The 17,286-nt window shown below is 36.7% G+C and carries 15 protein-coding genes and 2 pseudogenes; 13 read left to right on the plus strand and 4 right to left on the minus strand.

Annotation, left to right across the window (positions count from 1 at the left end):
• Both SFC32_RS05975 and SFC32_RS05980 read right to left on the minus strand, forming a co-directional pair.
• A pseudogene (locus SFC32_RS05975) lies at positions 1 to 725 on the minus strand (hypothetical protein); the annotation flags it as partial.
• Positions 726 to 770: 45 nt separating this feature from the next.
• A pseudogene (locus SFC32_RS05980) lies at positions 771 to 1,532 on the minus strand (SIR2 family protein); the annotation flags it as partial.
• Positions 1,533 to 1,766: 234 nt separating this feature from the next.
• Between SFC32_RS05980 and SFC32_RS05985 the strand changes: the two are divergent.
• The 3 genes from SFC32_RS05985 to asnA all read left to right on the plus strand — a co-directional run bounded on the left by SFC32_RS05985 (position 1,767) and on the right by asnA (position 5,500).
• Positions 1,767 to 2,852, plus strand: coding sequence for an MmcQ/YjbR family DNA-binding protein (locus SFC32_RS05985; RefSeq protein ID WP_411050234.1), 1,086 nt, complete (start codon positions 1,767 to 1,769; stop codon positions 2,850 to 2,852).
• A gap of 104 nt (positions 2,853 to 2,956) precedes the next feature.
• Complete coding sequence (locus SFC32_RS05990; protein WP_074964884.1) at positions 2,957 to 4,165, plus strand: MFS transporter; 1,209 nt, start codon at positions 2,957 to 2,959, stop codon at positions 4,163 to 4,165.
• 342 nt (positions 4,166 to 4,507) lie between these two features.
• On the plus strand, positions 4,508 to 5,500 hold the full coding sequence (gene asnA / locus SFC32_RS05995; protein ID WP_074563225.1) for an aspartate--ammonia ligase: 993 nt from the start codon (positions 4,508 to 4,510) through the stop codon (positions 5,498 to 5,500).
• A 102-nt stretch (positions 5,501 to 5,602) separates the two neighbouring features.
• On the opposite strand, the gene SFC32_RS06000 is transcribed toward asnA, so the two are convergent.
• Both SFC32_RS06000 and SFC32_RS06005 read right to left on the minus strand, forming a co-directional pair.
• Positions 5,603 to 6,346, minus strand: a complete 744-nt coding sequence (locus SFC32_RS06000) for a hypothetical protein (protein WP_411050007.1) — start codon at positions 6,344 to 6,346, stop codon at positions 5,603 to 5,605.
• 120 nt (positions 6,347 to 6,466) lie between these two features.
• Positions 6,467 to 7,312, minus strand: a complete 846-nt coding sequence (locus tag SFC32_RS06005; protein WP_411050008.1) for a hypothetical protein — start codon at positions 7,310 to 7,312, stop codon at positions 6,467 to 6,469.
• A 132-nt stretch (positions 7,313 to 7,444) separates the two neighbouring features.
• Between SFC32_RS06005 and rsmD the strand changes: the two genes are divergently transcribed.
• From rsmD to SFC32_RS06055, 10 genes are all read left to right on the plus strand, one after another.
• Positions 7,445 to 7,984 (plus strand): 16S rRNA (guanine(966)-N(2))-methyltransferase RsmD, encoded by a 540-nt coding sequence (gene rsmD, locus SFC32_RS06010; RefSeq protein WP_411050009.1) that lies wholly within the window; start codon positions 7,445 to 7,447, stop codon positions 7,982 to 7,984.
• Positions 7,985 to 8,015: 31 nt separating this feature from the next.
• The gene (coaD, locus tag SFC32_RS06015; RefSeq protein WP_411050010.1) at positions 8,016 to 8,513 is read left to right on the plus strand and encodes a pantetheine-phosphate adenylyltransferase; all 498 of its coding nucleotides are present in this window, start codon (positions 8,016 to 8,018) and stop codon (positions 8,511 to 8,513) included.
• Positions 8,491 to 9,576 carry a SepM family pheromone-processing serine protease gene (locus SFC32_RS06020; RefSeq protein WP_074563228.1) on the plus strand — a complete coding sequence of 362 codons (1,086 nt, stop codon included), beginning with the start codon at positions 8,491 to 8,493 and terminating at the stop codon, positions 9,574 to 9,576. The genes coaD and SFC32_RS06020 overlap by 23 nt, the downstream gene beginning before the upstream one ends.
• Before the next feature lie 130 nt (positions 9,577 to 9,706).
• Complete coding sequence (locus SFC32_RS06025) at positions 9,707 to 9,955, plus strand: DUF3923 family protein (protein ID WP_074601322.1); 249 nt, start codon at positions 9,707 to 9,709, stop codon at positions 9,953 to 9,955.
• A gap of 102 nt (positions 9,956 to 10,057) precedes the next feature.
• Positions 10,058 to 11,386 (plus strand): bifunctional metallophosphatase/5'-nucleotidase, encoded by a 1,329-nt coding sequence (locus SFC32_RS06030; protein ID WP_411050011.1) that lies wholly within the window; start codon positions 10,058 to 10,060, stop codon positions 11,384 to 11,386.
• A 29-nt stretch (positions 11,387 to 11,415) separates the two neighbouring features.
• Positions 11,416 to 11,976 (plus strand): YutD family protein, encoded by a 561-nt coding sequence (locus SFC32_RS06035; protein ID WP_411050012.1) that lies wholly within the window; start codon positions 11,416 to 11,418, stop codon positions 11,974 to 11,976.
• 20 nt (positions 11,977 to 11,996) lie between these two features.
• Positions 11,997 to 13,097, plus strand: coding sequence for a 23S rRNA (adenine(2503)-C(2))-methyltransferase RlmN (gene rlmN / locus SFC32_RS06040; RefSeq protein WP_039697319.1), 1,101 nt, complete (start codon positions 11,997 to 11,999; stop codon positions 13,095 to 13,097).
• 9 nt (positions 13,098 to 13,106) lie between these two features.
• Complete coding sequence (locus SFC32_RS06045) at positions 13,107 to 13,613, plus strand: VanZ family protein (RefSeq protein WP_411050013.1); 507 nt, start codon at positions 13,107 to 13,109, stop codon at positions 13,611 to 13,613.
• A 113-nt stretch (positions 13,614 to 13,726) separates the two neighbouring features.
• Positions 13,727 to 15,472, plus strand: a complete 1,746-nt coding sequence (locus SFC32_RS06050; protein WP_074481836.1) for an ABC transporter ATP-binding protein — start codon at positions 13,727 to 13,729, stop codon at positions 15,470 to 15,472.
• A complete protein-coding gene (locus tag SFC32_RS06055; protein WP_411050014.1) occupies positions 15,462 to 17,207 on the plus strand; it encodes an ABC transporter ATP-binding protein in 1,746 nt (581 codons plus the stop codon). Before SFC32_RS06050 ends, SFC32_RS06055 begins: the two co-directional genes overlap by 11 nt.
• The last annotated feature ends 79 nt before the right edge of the window (positions 17,208 to 17,286 follow it).

A 17,286-nucleotide genomic window follows, 5' to 3' on the forward strand; every position in this document is an offset into this window, starting at 1 on the left:
TTTAGCTTTTCTTTAACATCGTTAGTTAAGTATATTGATTTACTATAAGTGTCTTTTGAATCTTTTGGTGTAAATTGATTAATAAACCAATATCCCATTAAATCACAATCCTTAATAAATTTTGTAAACGGAATACTAGCTGTTGTACCGATTGCAGATCTAATATTAACTAATTCATCAATTGAAATTTTTTGATAATCAATACCATATTTGTACAAATTGTATAAAGAATTAATATAATAATTTTGATTACCTTTAGAAAATAACACTTTTAGGATTTTCCACTCTTCAAGCGATAGTGATTCTTTATTTTGATCTACGAAATTCCAAAAAGAGTCAAAATTATTGATGACGGTATTTTTTACCACGTTACTCTTAAATGTTGAGTGAAGAATAAGTTCGGGAATTTCTTTGTCATTAAGTGTTAATATTTTTTTATATAGAGCATTTAAAAATGTTTCATTATCTGCGTTATTATTTAAAGCATTGATGACTTCGTCTTCAGTGGAGATTGGATTTAGTAATAGTTGCCATTCTCGATTCTGTGGTGATAATCCAGTTTCTTCATTAATTTTATCGGTTAATTTTTTTATAAATACAGGAAGATCATCAAATGAGCTACCATACCAGATTATTGAAGTATGATTTTCATTTTTAAAAAAAGTAGAATAAAGATTACGATACTCTTTATCAATCTTAGGGTCATTGGTTTTGTCAGCTTTCATTAAAGCGTAATGTTTGTTTTGGGGTGCTAGTAGAGATAAAATTTCATCTTCATCAAGGCTAACGCCAACAAATAATACAGTTAAATTTTTAGTTGAGAACCACTTTTTTAATTGTTCAAAATTATGTTTTTCTTTGAGATATGTTTTAGAGTAGTCAGCTGAGGAACTAACAAAGAAGTTCGGGTCACAATGTGGGGTTCCATGGATATGGAGAATATCTCCCCACTCGAGCTTACTATCATTATTTATAACAAACTCTTGGAGATCATTAATGCTTTTGACACTATTTCGTAGTCTTTGGGCATGCTTTTCTATTTCTAAATCATAATTTGGAGTAACGAATATTGCATCAATATTAACTAGTGCTTCGAGTATTTTATTAGATGGTTGGTATGGTACTAATTTTTCAAAATATTTTTTTTCAAAGTTGAGCCTATTTTTCTTAAATTCCTCTTCACCTAAAATGGATTTTAATGAATGATTTACTAAATCAACTTTTCGTTTATTGCTTAAGTCTGATTTTGATATGGTGTCAAAGACTAAATATTTTTCTCTTCCTATGCTAACATTCTCGATATTTAGTAGATAGGATTGCCAATATTTAATGAGATGAGTAACATAATCATTCCAATTGGGATATCCTTGTGAAATTGAAACACCTGCACCAACAAAGAGAACTAGTTTTTGCTTTCTAATAGCTTGGACTAAGTCAGTTACAAGAGAATTAAATTCTTCATCTGTATAAGTTTCTATTTTTATAATCCTCCTTTTGTATTTGTGATAATTATATGATACGTATGTTATTATACTATAGTTTCATATAGAAAAAAGATAAAAAATTAGTTTGACTTTATGTATTCTTAGGTTAAATAAGTTTTGTAGTATAATACAGAAAGACGATAAGGAGGATCATTGTATTGTTCCCAAAAACTTGGACAAATATTATTGTTAAAAACAGCTATTAGATTTTGAAAAGAAAGGGCTGGAAAATGTTATTCCAGTCTTTTTTTGCTATACTTATGCTAAATGAAAGGAGTTCCTATGTCATTTGAATCGGATATTTTTAGAAAGAAGCGTGTGATGCTTGAGCGCTTGGTGCCGTTTGGTTTTGAGAAGTCGCTGGCTGGTTATGATTATCGTGAGAAGATTTTAAATGGTGATTTTGAGGTTCGGTTTCATATTTCAGCAGACGGTCAGGTCAGTGGCAAAGTGATGGACACAGATCTAGGAGAAGAGTATTTGGCGCTTCATGTGCCAGCAGCGAGTGGGAATTTTGTCGGACAAGTCAGAGAAGCTTATCAAGAGGTTCTTGAAAGAGTGGCTGAAGCTTGCTTTGAAGCTCTGCCATTTGCTAGTGACCAAATGAATCGTCTTGCAAATCACCTAAAGGCTACTTATGGCGATGATTTTGACCATCCTTTTGAAAAATATCCTGAGTTTTCTTCTTTTCGCTATCCTGAAAATCAGAAGTGGTATGGTCTTGTGATGACGCTTGCGCGTGGCAAATTAGACCTTGGTGAGGAGCAGTGGCCGCAAGAAGCGCTGGATGACAAAGTTGAAATCATCAATATTAAGGTTGAACAAGCTAAGTTGCCTGAATTGATTGAAATCACGGGCGTTTATCCGTCTTACCACATGAATAAGAAGTCTTGGGTGAGTGTGGTTTTAGATGAGACAGTTCCTGATGAGCTACTTTTTTCTTTGGTGGATAATAGCAGAGCTTTGGTAGCTGGAAAGGCCTTGGGGAGCAGTAGTGGTCCAGATTATTGGATTATTCCAGCCAACCCCAAGTATTATGATATTGATGCTGAATTTGCAGCAAACAAGGTTATTTTATGGACACAAAAAGCAAGCATTAAAAAAGGTGATTTTGTGGCGATTTACATGACAGCACCGACTAAGGCAGTGCGGTATTTTTGCCAAGTCTTAGAAGCTGATTTGCCAAATGAAGCTTACCGAGATGATACTTCCATCAAAAAATTAATGAAAATAGAACTGCTTCATACTTTCTCAGATGAGCAAGTGACTTTTGAAACGTTAAAAAGTTGTGGCGTCAAAGCCGTTCGTGGTCCACGACGAATGACAAAGGAATTGATTGAAAAACTCGATTCGCTCAGAAATAAATAGATAAGCCGTACCGTTAGGTGCGGTATTTTTTTGAAAATAAAATTGAAAGAATATTGCAAAAATAACTTTTGAAGAGTATACTATCTAACAATCGGGAGGTGCTTATGAGGAAAATCGAACGAAAAAATACAGGTCTTTTAGTAACGAGCAGTACGATTTCAAAGATAGGTGATACTTTATTTGATTATGTGAATAATTCGTTTTTAGCGAGTATGAACGTGAAATCAATGGTTTTGGTAGGAGTTTATCAAGCACTTGAAAATGTCATTGGAGCCCTGTTTAATTTATTTGGTGGAGTGATTGCGGACCGTTTCAGACGAAAGAAAATTATCATTTTAAGTGATTTTTTGAGTGGCTTAATTTGTCTGTGCTTGTCTCTTATTTCCAAGCAAACTTGGCTCATCTATGCGGTCATTTTAACCAATGCTTTACTAGCATTTTTGTCAGCATTTTCGACACCAGCCTACAATGCCTTTACCAGAGAAATCGTCGAAAAGGACAATATTACTCGAGTGAATTCTTACCTTCAAACGCTTGCGACTCTGGTGAAAATTATTGTCCCGATGCTTGCTTTAGGAATTTACCACATGATTGGTATCCGAGGAGCCTTGAGTCTTGATGGGTTGTCCTTTTTATTATCAGCTTTGATTGTTGCTTTTGTTCAACCGATTTTAGAAGAAGCCAGTAAAACAGATAAATTTTCAGTTAAGATAATTTTAGAGGATTTGGTTAGTGGGTTTCACTATGTAGCGAAAAATCGCCAGATTTATCTTCTGATTGCTCTTTCTGCTGGGGTTAACTTTTTTATGGCTGGTTACAGTCTTTTACTGCCTTATAGTAATCAAATGTTCCCAAAAATCACTGGAAATAGTTATGCTATGTTTTTAACAGCTGAGGCTATTGGTGGAGTGATTGGAGCGGTTATTAGCGGAAAAATTAGATACAAATTATCGACTGGTCAATTAATGGCACTTTTGTCTATTTTTGGAGGATTTGTTGCCTTAGCTCCCGTTCTTTATTTTTTGAAACCGAGTATTTTTCTTTTGGCACTGTCGCCAGTTGGTTCTGGAATTTTTATGACCTTGTTTAACATTCATTCTTTTTCGCTTGTTCAAAGAGAAGTAGCAAGTGAGTATCTGGGGCGAGTACTGGGAATTGTTTTTACCGTTGCTATTTTATTTATGCCACTTGGAACAGCTCTTTTCACGCTGATTTTCACACCAAGTAATCCATTTAATTTCTTCTATATTGGTTGTTCGGTTATTATTTTGAGTTTTATCTTTTTAAAATTGTTACAAGGGTCAAAAGAGTGATATTTGATAACTGTCGTTATTTAAACACTATTTTGACAACGGTTTAATTATTAGAAAAAAGTTGAGCTATTTTTGTTTGATGGTTCAATTTTTTAATACTGTAAAGTGAAATTTTCTTCTAAAAAATGCTTATAAATAGCTGATTTTCCATCCTTTGTTAGGTTATCTAACATAAAATTCAAAAATATTGCGAAAATTTGCAAAAAAGTGTTTATTTTTTAAAAACATAGGTGTATAATAGCTCTATCGTTGTAAAGCGATCACGAAATACAAAATATACCTCACTATCGTTCATTATCATTTTGGTATTTCAAATTTAAAAAAATTTTTAAGGAGGAGCATATGAAGAAAAGCTTTATTCATCAACAGCAGGAGATTTCTTTTGTCAAGAATACTTTTACTCAATATTTGATTGATAAACTTGGCATCGTTGAAGTGCAAGGACCTATTCTTAGCCAGGTCGGGGATGGTATGCAAGATAATTTGAACGGCGTTGAACATCCTGTATCTGTGCACGTTAAACGTATTCCTGATGCTGAATATGAAGTTGTTCATTCACTTGCTAAGTGGAAACGTCATACCTTAGCACGTTTCGGCTTCAATGAAGGAGAAGGGCTTTTCGTACACATGAAAGCTCTCCGTCCAGATGAAGAAGAATTAGACCCAATCCACTCTATTTATGTTGACCAATGGGATTGGGAAAAAGTTATTCCAAATGGTCGTCGCAACATTGAATACTTGAAAGAAACTGTTGAACAAGTTTACAAAGCTATTCGTTTGACAGAATTGGCAGTAGAAGCTCGTTTTGATATTGAAGCAGTTTTGCCTAAGAAAATCACTTTCATTCACACAGAAGAATTGGTGGAACGTTACCCAGATTTGACACCAAAAGAACGTGAAAATGCTGCTGCTAAAGAATTCGGTGCGATTTTCCTTATTGGTATTGGTGGCATTTTACCAGATGGTCAACGCCACGATGGTCGTGCACCTGACTACGATGACTGGACTTCTGAATCTGAAAATGGATACCATGGTCTTAACGGTGATATTATTGTTTGGAACGAAGTGCTTGGCTCAGCTTTTGAATTGTCATCAATGGGTATTCGTGTTGACGAAGAAGCTCTTAAACGTCAAGTTAAAATCACTGGTGACGAAGATCGTTTGCAACTAGAATGGCACAAAGCTCTTCTTAACGGTCTCTTCCCACTTACAATCGGTGGTGGTATCGGTCAATCACGTATGGCAATGTTCTTGCTTCGTAAAAAACACATTGGTGAAGTACAATCAAGTGTTTGGCCAAAAGATGTTCGTGATACTTACGAAAACATTCTTTAATAGAAGAAACTTAATTTAAGGACTAAAAAAGGTCGGCTGGCACTCCAGTCGACCTTTTTGAATATAAAAACTGAGATGATATTTATCTCGGTTAATCATTTTTTACCATGGCAAGCCAGCAGCTGCAATTTCTGCTTTTGAAGCGTATTGTCCATTTGGGCGGTGCCATCTACCGCGATAATCTCTTTTATATCCACCAGCAGCTTGTTCTTGTTGTTGTGCTTGTTGAGCGGCAGCAGCAGCTTGTTCCTGTGCTTGCCGAGCAGCTTCAGCGGCAGCTTGCTCTTGTGCTTGTCTAGCTTCTTCAGCTTTTCTTGCTTCCTCAGCTTGACGAGCAGCTTCGGCTTCTTTGGCATCAATTGCTGAAACGACAGCGTTGATACGGTTATTGAAGGCTTCTTTTTTAGCTGAATCTGCTACAGCATTAACCATGTTTTTAGCGTCATCAACGTTTTCACGCGTTTGATTAGCTTCTAAGTTAGTTATAGCTTCTTCGGCAGCGGCTTCAGCAGCTTGTTCTTGCTTTTGTGCCTCTATTGCAACTTTGACAGAAGCAATACGTTTTTTGAGTTGTTTTTTTGTCTTTTTATTTTTGACGGCTTTAACTTTTTTGTTGGCTAAGTCAAGGTTTTCTTGAGTTGGAGTTTTCTCAAGTTTTTTAACAGCTTTTTTAGCAGATTTGATTGCTTTGTCGTCTTTTTTAACTGATTTACTTTTAGTCTTAGTATCAGCTAAAACGACATGATTGTTTCCAAATGACGCAGGGGTTAAAACTCCTAGGTCTTGAGATGTGCCAAGAACAAGGGCGGTCATCAATAATAGGGCAAGTCTTAGTTTCTTTTTCATTGTATCCTCCAAATAATTTGAAATATAAAACTAATTACAATAGAAGAATATCACTTTGAAATAATTCTGTAAATATGGCTAAGAAAAAAATCGCTAGAAAAAATTCTAACGACTAAAATATTATTCAAACTTACAGCGTGTATATCCAGCAGCGATAGCATTTGATAGTGTTGTTGGTGTAGTACTGTTTGAGCGGTTGAGACCACGGCAGTATGGGCTTAGGTGATAACGACGACCAGTGTTTGTGATGTAAACAGTAGTAGCATCACCTTGTTGTGCAGCAGCGGCAGCTTGCTCTTGGGCTTGACGTGCGGCTTCAGCTTCTTGAGCTCTTTTGGCTTCTTCAGCTTGTTTCGCTGCCTCAGCTTCTTTGGCATCAATAGCTGAAACGACAGCCTTGATGCGGTTATTAAAGGCTTCCTTTTTAGCTGAATCAGATATCGCATTTACTTTATTTTTAGCGTCATCGACGTTTTCACGTTTTTGGTCGCTTTCGAGTTTTTTAACAGCTGTTTCAGCTGCATTGATAGCTTCTTGCTGTTTCTTAGCTTCGATGGCTGTTTTTACAGTTGTGATACGCTTTTGGAGTTTTTCCTTCAGCTTGCTATCTGTGACAGCATTCACTTTGTTAGTTGCAGCATCGAGGTTAGCTTGAGTTTGATCATTTTCAAGCTTTGTGACAGCAGCTAGAGCTTCATTTTCGATAGCTTTGACTTTTTGGTATTCTTTTTTACCAATTTCAATGTATTTGGCGTTTTCTTCTTTGAAATCGCTGAGTTCGTTTTGACTATCAATTAAGTCTGATTTGGTATTGTCTACTTCTTGACTGAGTTGTTCAATCTTAGTTTCAGCTTGGGAAAGTTCATGATCTTTACTTCCTTGAGCAGAGAAGCTACCAATCAATAAGACTGACAAGACAGTAAGGGCAATATTTTTCTTGTCTTTAAAGATTTTTTTAAAATCCATCATAACTCCTTTATCCTAAAAAACTTTGATGATTAAAATTATCCTATTCATCATATCAAATCTTATTTTTAGTGTAAACCTTATCAATAATTTTTTAAGGCATTTTAGGTTAATTTTGTTATAATGGTTCTTATGAGAGTTGTAGCAGGAAAATTTGGTGGGCGTCCCTTGAAGACGCTCGATGGAAAAATTACTCGTCCGACAACTGATAAGGTTAAGGGCGCTATTTTTAATATGATTGGCCCATTCTTTGATGGTGGGCGTGTTTTGGATTTGTTTTCTGGTAGCGGTAGTCTTGCTATTGAAGCTATCTCACGTGGGATGAATGAAGCGGTCATGGTTGAACGCAACCGTAAGGCGCAAGCTATTATCACAGAAAATATCAAAATGACGAAATCTGAACAGCAATTCCATTTGATGAAGATGGATGCTAATAAAGCACTCGGCATGGTCAAAGGACCATTTGATTTGGTTTTGTTGGACCCGCCTTATGCGAAAGAGGAAATCGTTAAAAATATCACTGACATGGAAGAAGCTGGGCTTTTGTCTGAAGATGTGATGATTGTATGTGAAACAGATAAAGCTGTGGATTTGCCAGAAGAGATTTCAAGCTTTGGCATTTGGAAACAAAAAACATACGGAATTAGTAAGGTGACGGTTTACATTAGATAGTAAATGTCATGATATCCTTGATGGAGGCAATATGACAAAAATTGGTTTGGTGACGGGATCTTTTGACCCTGTGACAAATGGACATCTTGATATTATAGCGCGTGCGAGTCGACTATTTGATACGCTTTATGTAGGGATTTTTTACAATAAAAATAAGAAAGGGCTGTTTAGCATTGCTGAGAGAAAGGCTATGTTAGAAGAAGCAGTCCAAGCTTTCCCAAATGTAAAGGTCGTGACAGCACAGGATTCTTTAGCAGTTGACGTGGCAAGAGAGTTAAAGGCTGGCTATTTGGTTAGAGGAATTCGAGATGCTAAAGATTTGGAATATGAAGCTGACCTTGCTTTTTATAATCAGCATTTGGCAAGTGATATTGAGAGTGTCTTTTTGTTAACCTCACCAGAGTGGCTTCATGTCTCATCTAGTCGTATTCGCGAATTGATGCATTTTCATTCGGATATTTCGGCCTTTGTTCCAGAAAGCGTTGTGAAAAAAGTGGAGGAAAAATATGACAATCTTAAACGCATTTAAAGGGATTTTGAAAAAGTTAGGTCGTATTTTATACCGCTTTAAATGGTGGATACTAGGAGTAGTGGGAACAGTATTTCTCATCTTTAGTTTATTTTATCCCCTCGACTATTATGTTGAAATGCCTGGGGGTGCTTATGATGTTCGTAGTGTTTTAACCGTTAATAACAAAACAGATAAAGATGAAGGTTCCTATAACTTTGTAGCGGTGACAGTGAGCCAAGCGACGCTTGCTCAGCTGGTTTATGCTTGGTTAACACCGCATACGGAGATTTCAACGGCTGCCGCAACAACAGGTGGCTACAGTAATGAAGATTACATGCGTATTAATCAATACTACATGGAAACTTCACAAAATACAGCGACCTACCAAGCTTTAACCCTAGCAGGGAAAGACGTTAAGCTTGATTATCAAGGTGTCTATGTCCTAAATGTAACCAAAAATTCAACCTTTAAAGGACTTTTACATCTAGCTGATACGGTTACTGGTGTAAATGGTAAAACGTTCAAGAGTTCACAAGAATTGATGGCTTATGTAGCAGACTTGGATCTTGGCTCTAAAGTCACTGTTCAAGAAATTTCAAACGGTAAAACAAAAGAGGTTTCTGGTAAAATCATTGAATTGCCAAATGGTAAAAATGGTATCGGTATTGGTCTGGTTGATCATACCAAGGTGTCATCTGATGTCGATGTGACTTTTGATACCAGTGGTGTTGGTGGACCTAGTGCAGGCTTGATGTTCACCCTTGATATTTATGATCAAGTTAATAACGAAGATCTTCGTAAAGGTCGTAAAATTGCTGGTACTGGTACCATTGAATCAGATGGTTCTGTTGGTGATATCGGCGGAGCAGGCTTAAAAGTTGTCTCAGCTGCCAAATCTGGTGCAGATATTTTCTTTGTTCCAAATAATCCAGTCGATAAAGAAACATTGAAAAAAGATCCTGATGCTAAGACAAATTACGAAGAAGCCAAAGAAGCTGCTAAAGACCTTGATACAGACATGAAAATTGTCCCTGTCAAGAATGTCCAAGAAGCGATTGATTACCTAAGAAGTACAAATTAATACAAGAAGCATCTCTTTTAGACTAGCTAAAAGAGGTGTTTTTTGATGCATCAGTTAACTTTTTCTTAAGCTTTATTGTTTACAATGGTTTAAAATGAAGAGGTGGAATACTAATAGATTGGAGGAGTGTATGACAAACTGGCAGAAACGTTTGGTGATTGGCTTTAATATTGCAGCCCTGTTTATCTTTTTAGATGTTAGTTTGTTAATTTTTATTAGATCTGTAAATGGTCATGGTATTTATCAGACCTTAGGCATGAAGTGGCTGACTTTCTCAGCTTGGGTACTTTGTTATGCTTCCTTATGGATGGTCCAAGGAATTGCTTATATGTTTGTTAAACGTCTCTCCTTGGCAAAAGAACAGCGAAATAGTCGCTGAGTATTGAAAAGCTAGATTTTTTATCTAGCTTTTTTGGTTGATAATAGATTTGTAAAGGCACTGAAATATCACTATTGGGGTGGAAAATGCTATAATATTGCTATGACAGAAAAGCTAACGATTTTACATCTGAATGATTGGCATTCTCATTTTGAAAATTATCCAAAAATCAAACGTTTTTTTCAAGAATATCCTGAGACAAATGAAGTTATTCGCCTTGATATTGGGGATAATATTGACCGCTGGCATCCGATGACAGATATCAGTAAGGGAAAATGTAATGTTCAATTTTTAAACGAGCTTAAGATTGACTTTGCGACTATTGGTAATAATGAAGGAATTGGTCTGGCAAAACATTGGTTAAATGAGGTTTATCAAGAGGCTGACTTTGATGTTATTTTAGGTAATCTTGAAGATGACAATGGTCGTCCAGCTTGGGCTGAGGCTTATAAGATTTATGAAACGAAAGCAGGCACTAAGATTGCTTTTTTAGCTTATACTTTTCCCTATTATCTGACTTATAAACCAGGTGGATGGACAGTCCTTGACCCTTTAGAATGCTTAAAAAGAGACCTTGCTATTAAGGAAGTGCAAGAAGCTGACTTTAGAATATTATTAAGCCACTTGGGCCTTCCTTGGGATGAAAAAATCACCGCTGCTTGTCCAGAAATTGATTTGATTATTGGGGCTCATATGCATCATGTCTTTGAAGATGGGGCATGCCTTAATGGCACTTACATGGCAGCTGCAGGAAAATACGGTCAGTTTGTCGGTGAAATTAATCTCAGCTTTGACAATCATGAAATGACTGATATCACAATCCACGCTCATGAAACTAGTCATATGGCAAGTAAACCAGGTGATAAAGAATGGATTGAAAAAATTGTTTCAGATGGTCGCAAGCTTTTAGGGCAAGAAATGGTGAAGCAATTTGATGAGGATTTGAGTTTAGACGAGTCTTGTCAATTGGTTATGGATGCTATGAAAGATTATGCCAAAGCAGATATTGCCATGATAAATTCTGGCTTGGTTGTGGAGCCTTTTACTAAGGACATTACTAAAGATACTTTGCACCATTCGCTTCCGCATCAAATGCGACTAGCAAGGTTAGAAGTAAGTACCGATGAGTTAGCCGAAATCTGTCAAGATGTTTATTCGCAAGCAGAATTGTTAGCAAGACAACAAATCCGTGGCATGGGATTTCGCGGTAAGGAATTTGGGACCGTTTTAACGAGTGGCTTTGCTTACAAAAACGGAAAAATAGTGTATAATGAAAAGGTTACGAATGAAAAGGAGACTGTCAGTCTAGTCTTGGTTGATCAATATTATTTTGCTCGTTATTTTGAAAGCATTAAATCACATCAAGCTGAGTTGCTTTTTCCTGAATTGCTTCGAGAACTGGTAGAAGACTACCTCAGACATAAAGAATAAGTTTTACGATGGATGAAGAGAGGAGACCGATGAGAAAAGATATCTCTCCTGAAATGTACAATTACAATAAATTTCCTGGTCCACAATTCGTGGTATTTTCTGATCGTGTCAAAAGCGATGATATCGAGTTGTTGATTTTAGCCAATGAAAAAGATGCTTTTAACGCAACAGTGTTTAGTCAACGTTTTTCAGATATCTTGCTCAAATATGACTACATTGTCGGAGATTGGGGAAATGAACAGCTACGTCTAAAAGGTTTTTACAAAGATGACCGCGACGTTAAAAAGGCTAATCGTATTTCACGTTTAGATGATTACCTTAAAGAATATTGTAACTTTGGCTGTGCTTATTTTGTTCTTGAAAATAAAGAGCCACGTGCTGTGAAGTCTGAAGAAGAAAAACAAACAAGACGTCATAAATCACAAAAACGTTCGTCTGGTAAGAAAAAAGCTGACCGTTCAGGAAATCAACATTTTACCAGTCAAAAACGTAAAGAAAGCAAAGGACGCAGTGAGCGTCACCAAAAACGTGAACAACAAAAAGAAATTCAGTCGGCAAAACAATTTGTCATTCGCCGCAAAGAGAAATAGGAAGGAAATAAATTTACAGAATGCAAACAGAAACTAAGGACATGAAGCCCTCTATTTACGGTTTAACACGCGATGAACTCATCGAATGGGCAATCGAACACGGTGAAAAGAAATTCCGTGCAACACAAATTTGGGATTGGCTTTACCGTAAACGTGTCCAATCTTTTGAAGAAATGACAAACATTTCAAAAGATTTTATCGCTATTTTAAATGAAAATTTCTGCGTTAACCCATTGAAACAACGTGTCGTCCAAGAAGCATCAGATGGTACCGTCAAATACTTGTTTGAATTGCCTGATGGGATGTTGATTGAAACAGTTTTGATGCGCCAACACTATGGTTTGTCAGTCTGTGTAACATCACAAGTCGGTTGTAACATGGGTTGCTCATTCTGTGCCAGCGGTTTGATTAAAAAACAACGTGATTTGACAAGTGGTGAAATCACTTCACAAATCATGATGGTACAAAAATACTTTGATGAACGTGGTCAAGATGAGCGCGTGAGTCACGTCGTTGTTATGGGGATTGGTGAACCATTTGATAACTACGACAACGTGCTTCGCTTTGTTCGTACGATTAACAATGACAATGGTCTTGCTATCGGTGCACGTCACATCACAATTTCAACATCAGGTTTAGCACACAAAATCCGTGAATTTGCTCACGAAAGCTTGCAAGTTAACTTGGCTGTTTCGCTTCACGCACCAAACAATGAATTGCGTTCACAAATCATGCGTGTTAACCGTTCATTCCCACTTGAAAAACTCTTTGCTGCGATTGAATACTACGTTGAAACAACTAACCGTCGTGTGACGTTTGAGTATATCATGTTAAATGATGTTAATGATTCACCAGAAAACGCACAAGAATTGGCTGATTTGACGAAAAAAATCCGCAAATTATCATACATCAACTTGATTCCATATAACCCAGTTTCTGAACACGACCAATACCGTCGTTCAAGTAAAGAACACGTTGCAGCCTTTTACGATGTTCTTAAGAAAAATGGTGTTAACTGTGTCGTTCGTCAAGAACACGGAACTGATATTGATGCCGCTTGTGGTCAATTGCGTTCAAATACAATGAAACGTGACCGCCAAAAAGCTGCTAAAGCAAAATAAGAAGGTAAAATGAGAAAGCTATTTGATGAAGAACTTGAGTTGACAAGCATAGGACGTAAGGTGGCAATAACCTTGGTGGGGATTTACATCCTTGCCCTTTGCTTCTTGTGTTTTAGTCCGCAACCTTTTAAGATTGATGGGGTTGAGACACCCAATATCATTTATTATGGACGCTTACGTTTGCTTTTGGTGCCGTTTAACAGTTTGATTGGTATTGGTCAGCTTGATAGTGCCTTTGAATTATTTTGGGTCTTTGCACAAAATGTCACAAATATGTTTCTTATCTTTCCTTTGATGTTGGGATTGATTTGGCTATTTCCAAAATTGCGTCAGTGGAAGCGAGCTTGGCTGTTAGCTTTTGGAATCAGCCTAACAATTGAAACAACGCAGTTGCTTGTCGATTTGCTTTATAATGCTAATCGGGTCTTTGAAATTGATGATCTTTGGACTAATTCATTAGGTGGCTTACTAGCTTTGGGGCTTTACACAGTTATTTACAAAAAATATCACAAGTAGTTATTATAGGTCAGGAAAAATTCCTGACCTTTTTCATATGAGAAGCTTAGGGCAGGAAACTTGATTTAGAGTCTACTCAAAGGTGTATAATATCAGCTAGAAAGCAGGTTTTAATGAAAATTATAAAGGATCTCTGGTGGTTTTTTAGGCTGGAGAAAAAACGGTATATTATTGGAATTCTTGCCCTTATTTTGGTGGCAATTTTAAACCTTGTCCCTCCAAAAGTTATGGGCGGAGTTATTGATCGAGTGACATCTGGTGAGTTAACACAAGGGCAATTGCTGATGAGCTTATTCTTGTTGGTTTTATCAGCTTTTGCCATGTATTTTTTACGTTATATTTGGCGAATGTATATCTTGGGAACGTCGTATCGTCTTGGTCAGATTATGCGTTTTCGCTTATTTGATCATTTTACAAAAATGTCACCTAGTTTTTATCAAAAACATCGTACGGGTGATTTGATGGCGCATGCTACCAATGATATTAATGCGCTGACACGTTTAGCAGGCGCTGGAGTTATGTCAGCAGTAGATGCGACAATTACGGCTTTTGTGACTTTGGTGACAATGGCTTTTAGTATTTCTTGGCAAATGACCTTGGTAGCGGTGATTCCTTTGCCATTTATGGCATATGCAACAAGTCGTTTAGGACGAAAGACTCACCAAGCGTTTGGAAAATCTCAGGCTGCCTTTTCAGAATTAAATAATAAGGTTCAGGAGTCCGTGTCAGGTATCAAAGTAACCAAGTCATTTGGGTATCAAGAAGATGAACTTCAGTCTTTTCAAGAGATCAATGACATGACTTTTGTTAAGAACATGAAAACCATGAAATATGATGTCATGTTTGATCCTTTAGTGCTTTTATTTATCGGGGCAAGTTATGTTTTGTCATTGTTGATGGGAGCTTTTATGGTATCAGCCGGTCAAGTGACGGTTGGTAATTTAGTAACCTTTATCACTTACTTAGATATGCTAGTTTGGCCCTTAATGGCAATTGGTTTTCTTTTTAATATGATTCAACGCGGTTCTGTCTCTTATAATCGTATTAATCGTCTTTTGAAAGAAACATCTGATGTCCAAGAAAGTAAACAGCCTTTGCAGACTATTCAGAATGGTACTTTGGTTTATGATATTGATTCGTTTCATTATGAAAATGAGGAGACGTTATCAGATATTCATTTTGCTCTAGAACAGGGACAAACGCTGGGATTAGTTGGGCAGACCGGTTCTGGTAAGACTACCTTGATTCGTTTGTTGTTACGTGAATATGATTTGACTGATGGTCGGATTATGCTTGATGGCAACAATATCAAGGATTACAAGTTATCTGATTTACGCCGTTTGATTGGTTATGTCCCACAGGATCAATTTTTATTTGCCACTAGTATTTTAGAAAATATTCGTTTTGGAAATCCTGATGCCTCTTTAGAAAAGGTTGAAGCAGCAACGAAGTTATCTCGAGTTTATGATGACATTATGGCAACACCAGATGGCTTTGAAACTTTGATTGGTGAGAAAGGGGTTAGTCTTTCTGGTGGTCAAAAACAGCGGATTGCTATGAGTCGTGCCATGATTCTTGATCCTGAAATTTTGATTTTGGACGATTCTTTGTCAGCAGTAGATGCTAAGACAGAACATGCTATTATTGAGAATCTTAAGCAAACTCGTCAACATAAATCGACAATTATCACAGCACATCGTTTGAGTGCGGTGGTTCATGCTGATTTAATCTTAGTCTTGCAAGATGGGCATATCATTGAACGAGGGCGTCATGAGGATCTTATTAAGCAAGGTGGCTGGTATGCAGATACTTATGAAGCTCAGCAATTAGAAATGGAAGGAGATAGTGATGAAGAATAATGCAAATCAGTGGCGTGTATTTAAGCGCCTCATGAGCTATCTCAAACCTTATAAATTCTTAACCGCCTTAGCTCTAGGTCTTTTACTACTAACAACGGTTGTTAAGAGTCTGATTCCACTGATTGCTTCTTACTTTATTGATCATTTTTTGACGGATATGAATCAGACTGCCATGCTGATTTTAGTTGGTTATTACCTCATGTATGTCTTGCAGACGCTTATCCAGTATTTTGGAAATTTCTTCTTTGCGCGTGTGTCTTATAGCATTGTTAGAGATATTCGAAGAGATGCCTTTGCAAACATGGAAAAACTCGGTATGGCTTACTTTGACAAAACTCCTGCGGGTTCTATTGTCTCTCGTATTACAAATGATACTGAAGCTATCAGTGATATGTTTTCAGGCCTTTTATCAAGCTTTATTTCGGCTATTTTTATCTTTTCAGTAACTCTGTTAACCATGTTGAAATTGAATGCGACATTGACAGCTTGGGTTGTGATTTTCTTGCCATTTATCTTTGTTTTGGTTAATCTTTATCGCAAAAAATCGGTAAGTGTGATTGAAAAAACACGTGGATTGTTGTCAGATATTAACAGTAAATTGTCTGAGAGCATCGAAGGGATCCGAATTATTCAATCCTTTAGTCAAGAAGAGCGTTTGAAAGATGAATTTGAAGCTATCAATGAAGAGCATGTGTTTTATGCTAATCGTTCGATGGCATTAGATAGTCTTTTCTTGCGCCCTGCTATGTCACTTCTGAAGTTATTAGCATATGCTATTTTAATGGCATATTTTGGTTTTCGTGGAATGGAAATTGGTATTTCTGCTGGTTTGATGTATGCCTTTATCCAATACGTTAATCGTCTTTTTGATCCTTTGATTGAAGTGACTCAGAATTTTTCAACTTTGCAAACCTCAATGGTTTCTGCTGGACGGGTGTTTGATTTGATTGATGAACAGCAATATGAACCTGAACAAAATGGTGTGTTAGATTTTGTGCAAGATGGCAATATTGAGTTTAAAAATGTGAGTTTTTCTTATGATGGAAAACGCCGGATTTTAGACAATATTTCCTTTAAGGTTAATCAAGGTGAGACGATTGCCTTTGTAGGATCGACTGGATCAGGAAAGTCATCAATTATTAATGTCTTTATGAGGTTTTACGAGTTCCAATCAGGTCAAGTTTTACTGGATGGTAAAGATATTCGTGATTATTCTAAAAAAGCTTTGCATAAAAATGTTGGTTTGGTACTGCAAGAACCATTCTTGTATCATGGTACTGTGAAATCTAATATTAAAATGTATCAGGATATTTCTGAAGATGCTGTTCAAGCTGCCGCAGCCTTTGTGGATGCTGATCAGTTCATTCAAAAATTACCTGATAAATATGAGACAAAAGTGACAGAACGTGGTTCAAGTTTTTCAACAGGTCAACGTCAACTTTTGGCATTTGCAAGAACCGTAGCTAGTCAGCCGAAGATTTTAATTTTGGATGAAGCGACAGCAAACATTGATTCAGAAACGGAAAACACTGTTCAAGAGTCTTTGAAGAAAATGCGTCAAGGTCGTACAACCATTGCCATTGCTCACCGCTTATCAACCATTCAAGATGCTGACTGTATCTATGTCCTAGACAAAGGTAAGATTATTGAGTCAGGAACTCATGATGAATTGCTAAGTTTGAAAGGAACTTACTATCGTATGTATCGACTGCAAGCAGGTATGATGGAAAATTAAACTGATAACCAATTTGCTAAAGAGCAGATTGGTTTTTTGTTACCAAAAACATGACAAAAGTCATGTGATGTCATGACAT

The sequence above is a fragment of the Streptococcus sp. TATVAM-FAB8 genome (assembly GCF_046592795.1).
In the GTDB taxonomy this organism is placed as follows: Bacteria; Bacillota; Bacilli; order Lactobacillales; family Streptococcaceae; genus Streptococcus; species Streptococcus ruminicola.

Bases quoted from the DNA above. Each gene is read 5' to 3' on its own strand.
- rsmD (WP_411050009.1), top strand. From the start codon at position 7,445: ATGAGAGTTGTAGCAGGAAAATTTGGTGGGCGTCCCTTGAAGACGCTC.
- rlmN (WP_039697319.1), top strand. From the start codon at position 11,997: ATGCAAACAGAAACTAAGGACATGAAGCCCTCTATTTACGGTTTAACA.
- SFC32_RS06050 (WP_074481836.1), top strand. From the start codon at position 13,727: ATGAAAATTATAAAGGATCTCTGGTGGTTTTTTAGGCTGGAGAAAAAA.
- SFC32_RS06035 (WP_411050012.1), top strand. From the start codon at position 11,416: ATGAGAAAAGATATCTCTCCTGAAATGTACAATTACAATAAATTTCCT.
- SFC32_RS06030 (WP_411050011.1), top strand. From the start codon at position 10,058: ATGACAGAAAAGCTAACGATTTTACATCTGAATGATTGGCATTCTCAT.
- SFC32_RS06025 (WP_074601322.1), top strand. From the start codon at position 9,707: ATGACAAACTGGCAGAAACGTTTGGTGATTGGCTTTAATATTGCAGCC.
- SFC32_RS06020 (WP_074563228.1), top strand. From the start codon at position 8,491: ATGACAATCTTAAACGCATTTAAAGGGATTTTGAAAAAGTTAGGTCGT.
- SFC32_RS06045 (WP_411050013.1), top strand. From the start codon at position 13,107: ATGAGAAAGCTATTTGATGAAGAACTTGAGTTGACAAGCATAGGACGT.
- coaD (WP_411050010.1), top strand. From the start codon at position 8,016: ATGACAAAAATTGGTTTGGTGACGGGATCTTTTGACCCTGTGACAAAT.
- SFC32_RS05985 (WP_411050234.1), top strand. From the start codon at position 1,767: ATGTCATTTGAATCGGATATTTTTAGAAAGAAGCGTGTGATGCTTGAG.
- SFC32_RS06000 (WP_411050007.1), bottom strand. From the start codon at position 6,346: ATGAAAAAGAAACTAAGACTTGCCCTATTATTGATGACCGCCCTTGTT.
- SFC32_RS06005 (WP_411050008.1), bottom strand. From the start codon at position 7,312: ATGGATTTTAAAAAAATCTTTAAAGACAAGAAAAATATTGCCCTTACT.
- SFC32_RS05990 (WP_074964884.1), top strand. From the start codon at position 2,957: ATGAGGAAAATCGAACGAAAAAATACAGGTCTTTTAGTAACGAGCAGT.
- SFC32_RS06055 (WP_411050014.1), top strand. From the start codon at position 15,462: ATGAAGAATAATGCAAATCAGTGGCGTGTATTTAAGCGCCTCATGAGC.
- asnA (WP_074563225.1), top strand. From the start codon at position 4,508: ATGAAGAAAAGCTTTATTCATCAACAGCAGGAGATTTCTTTTGTCAAG.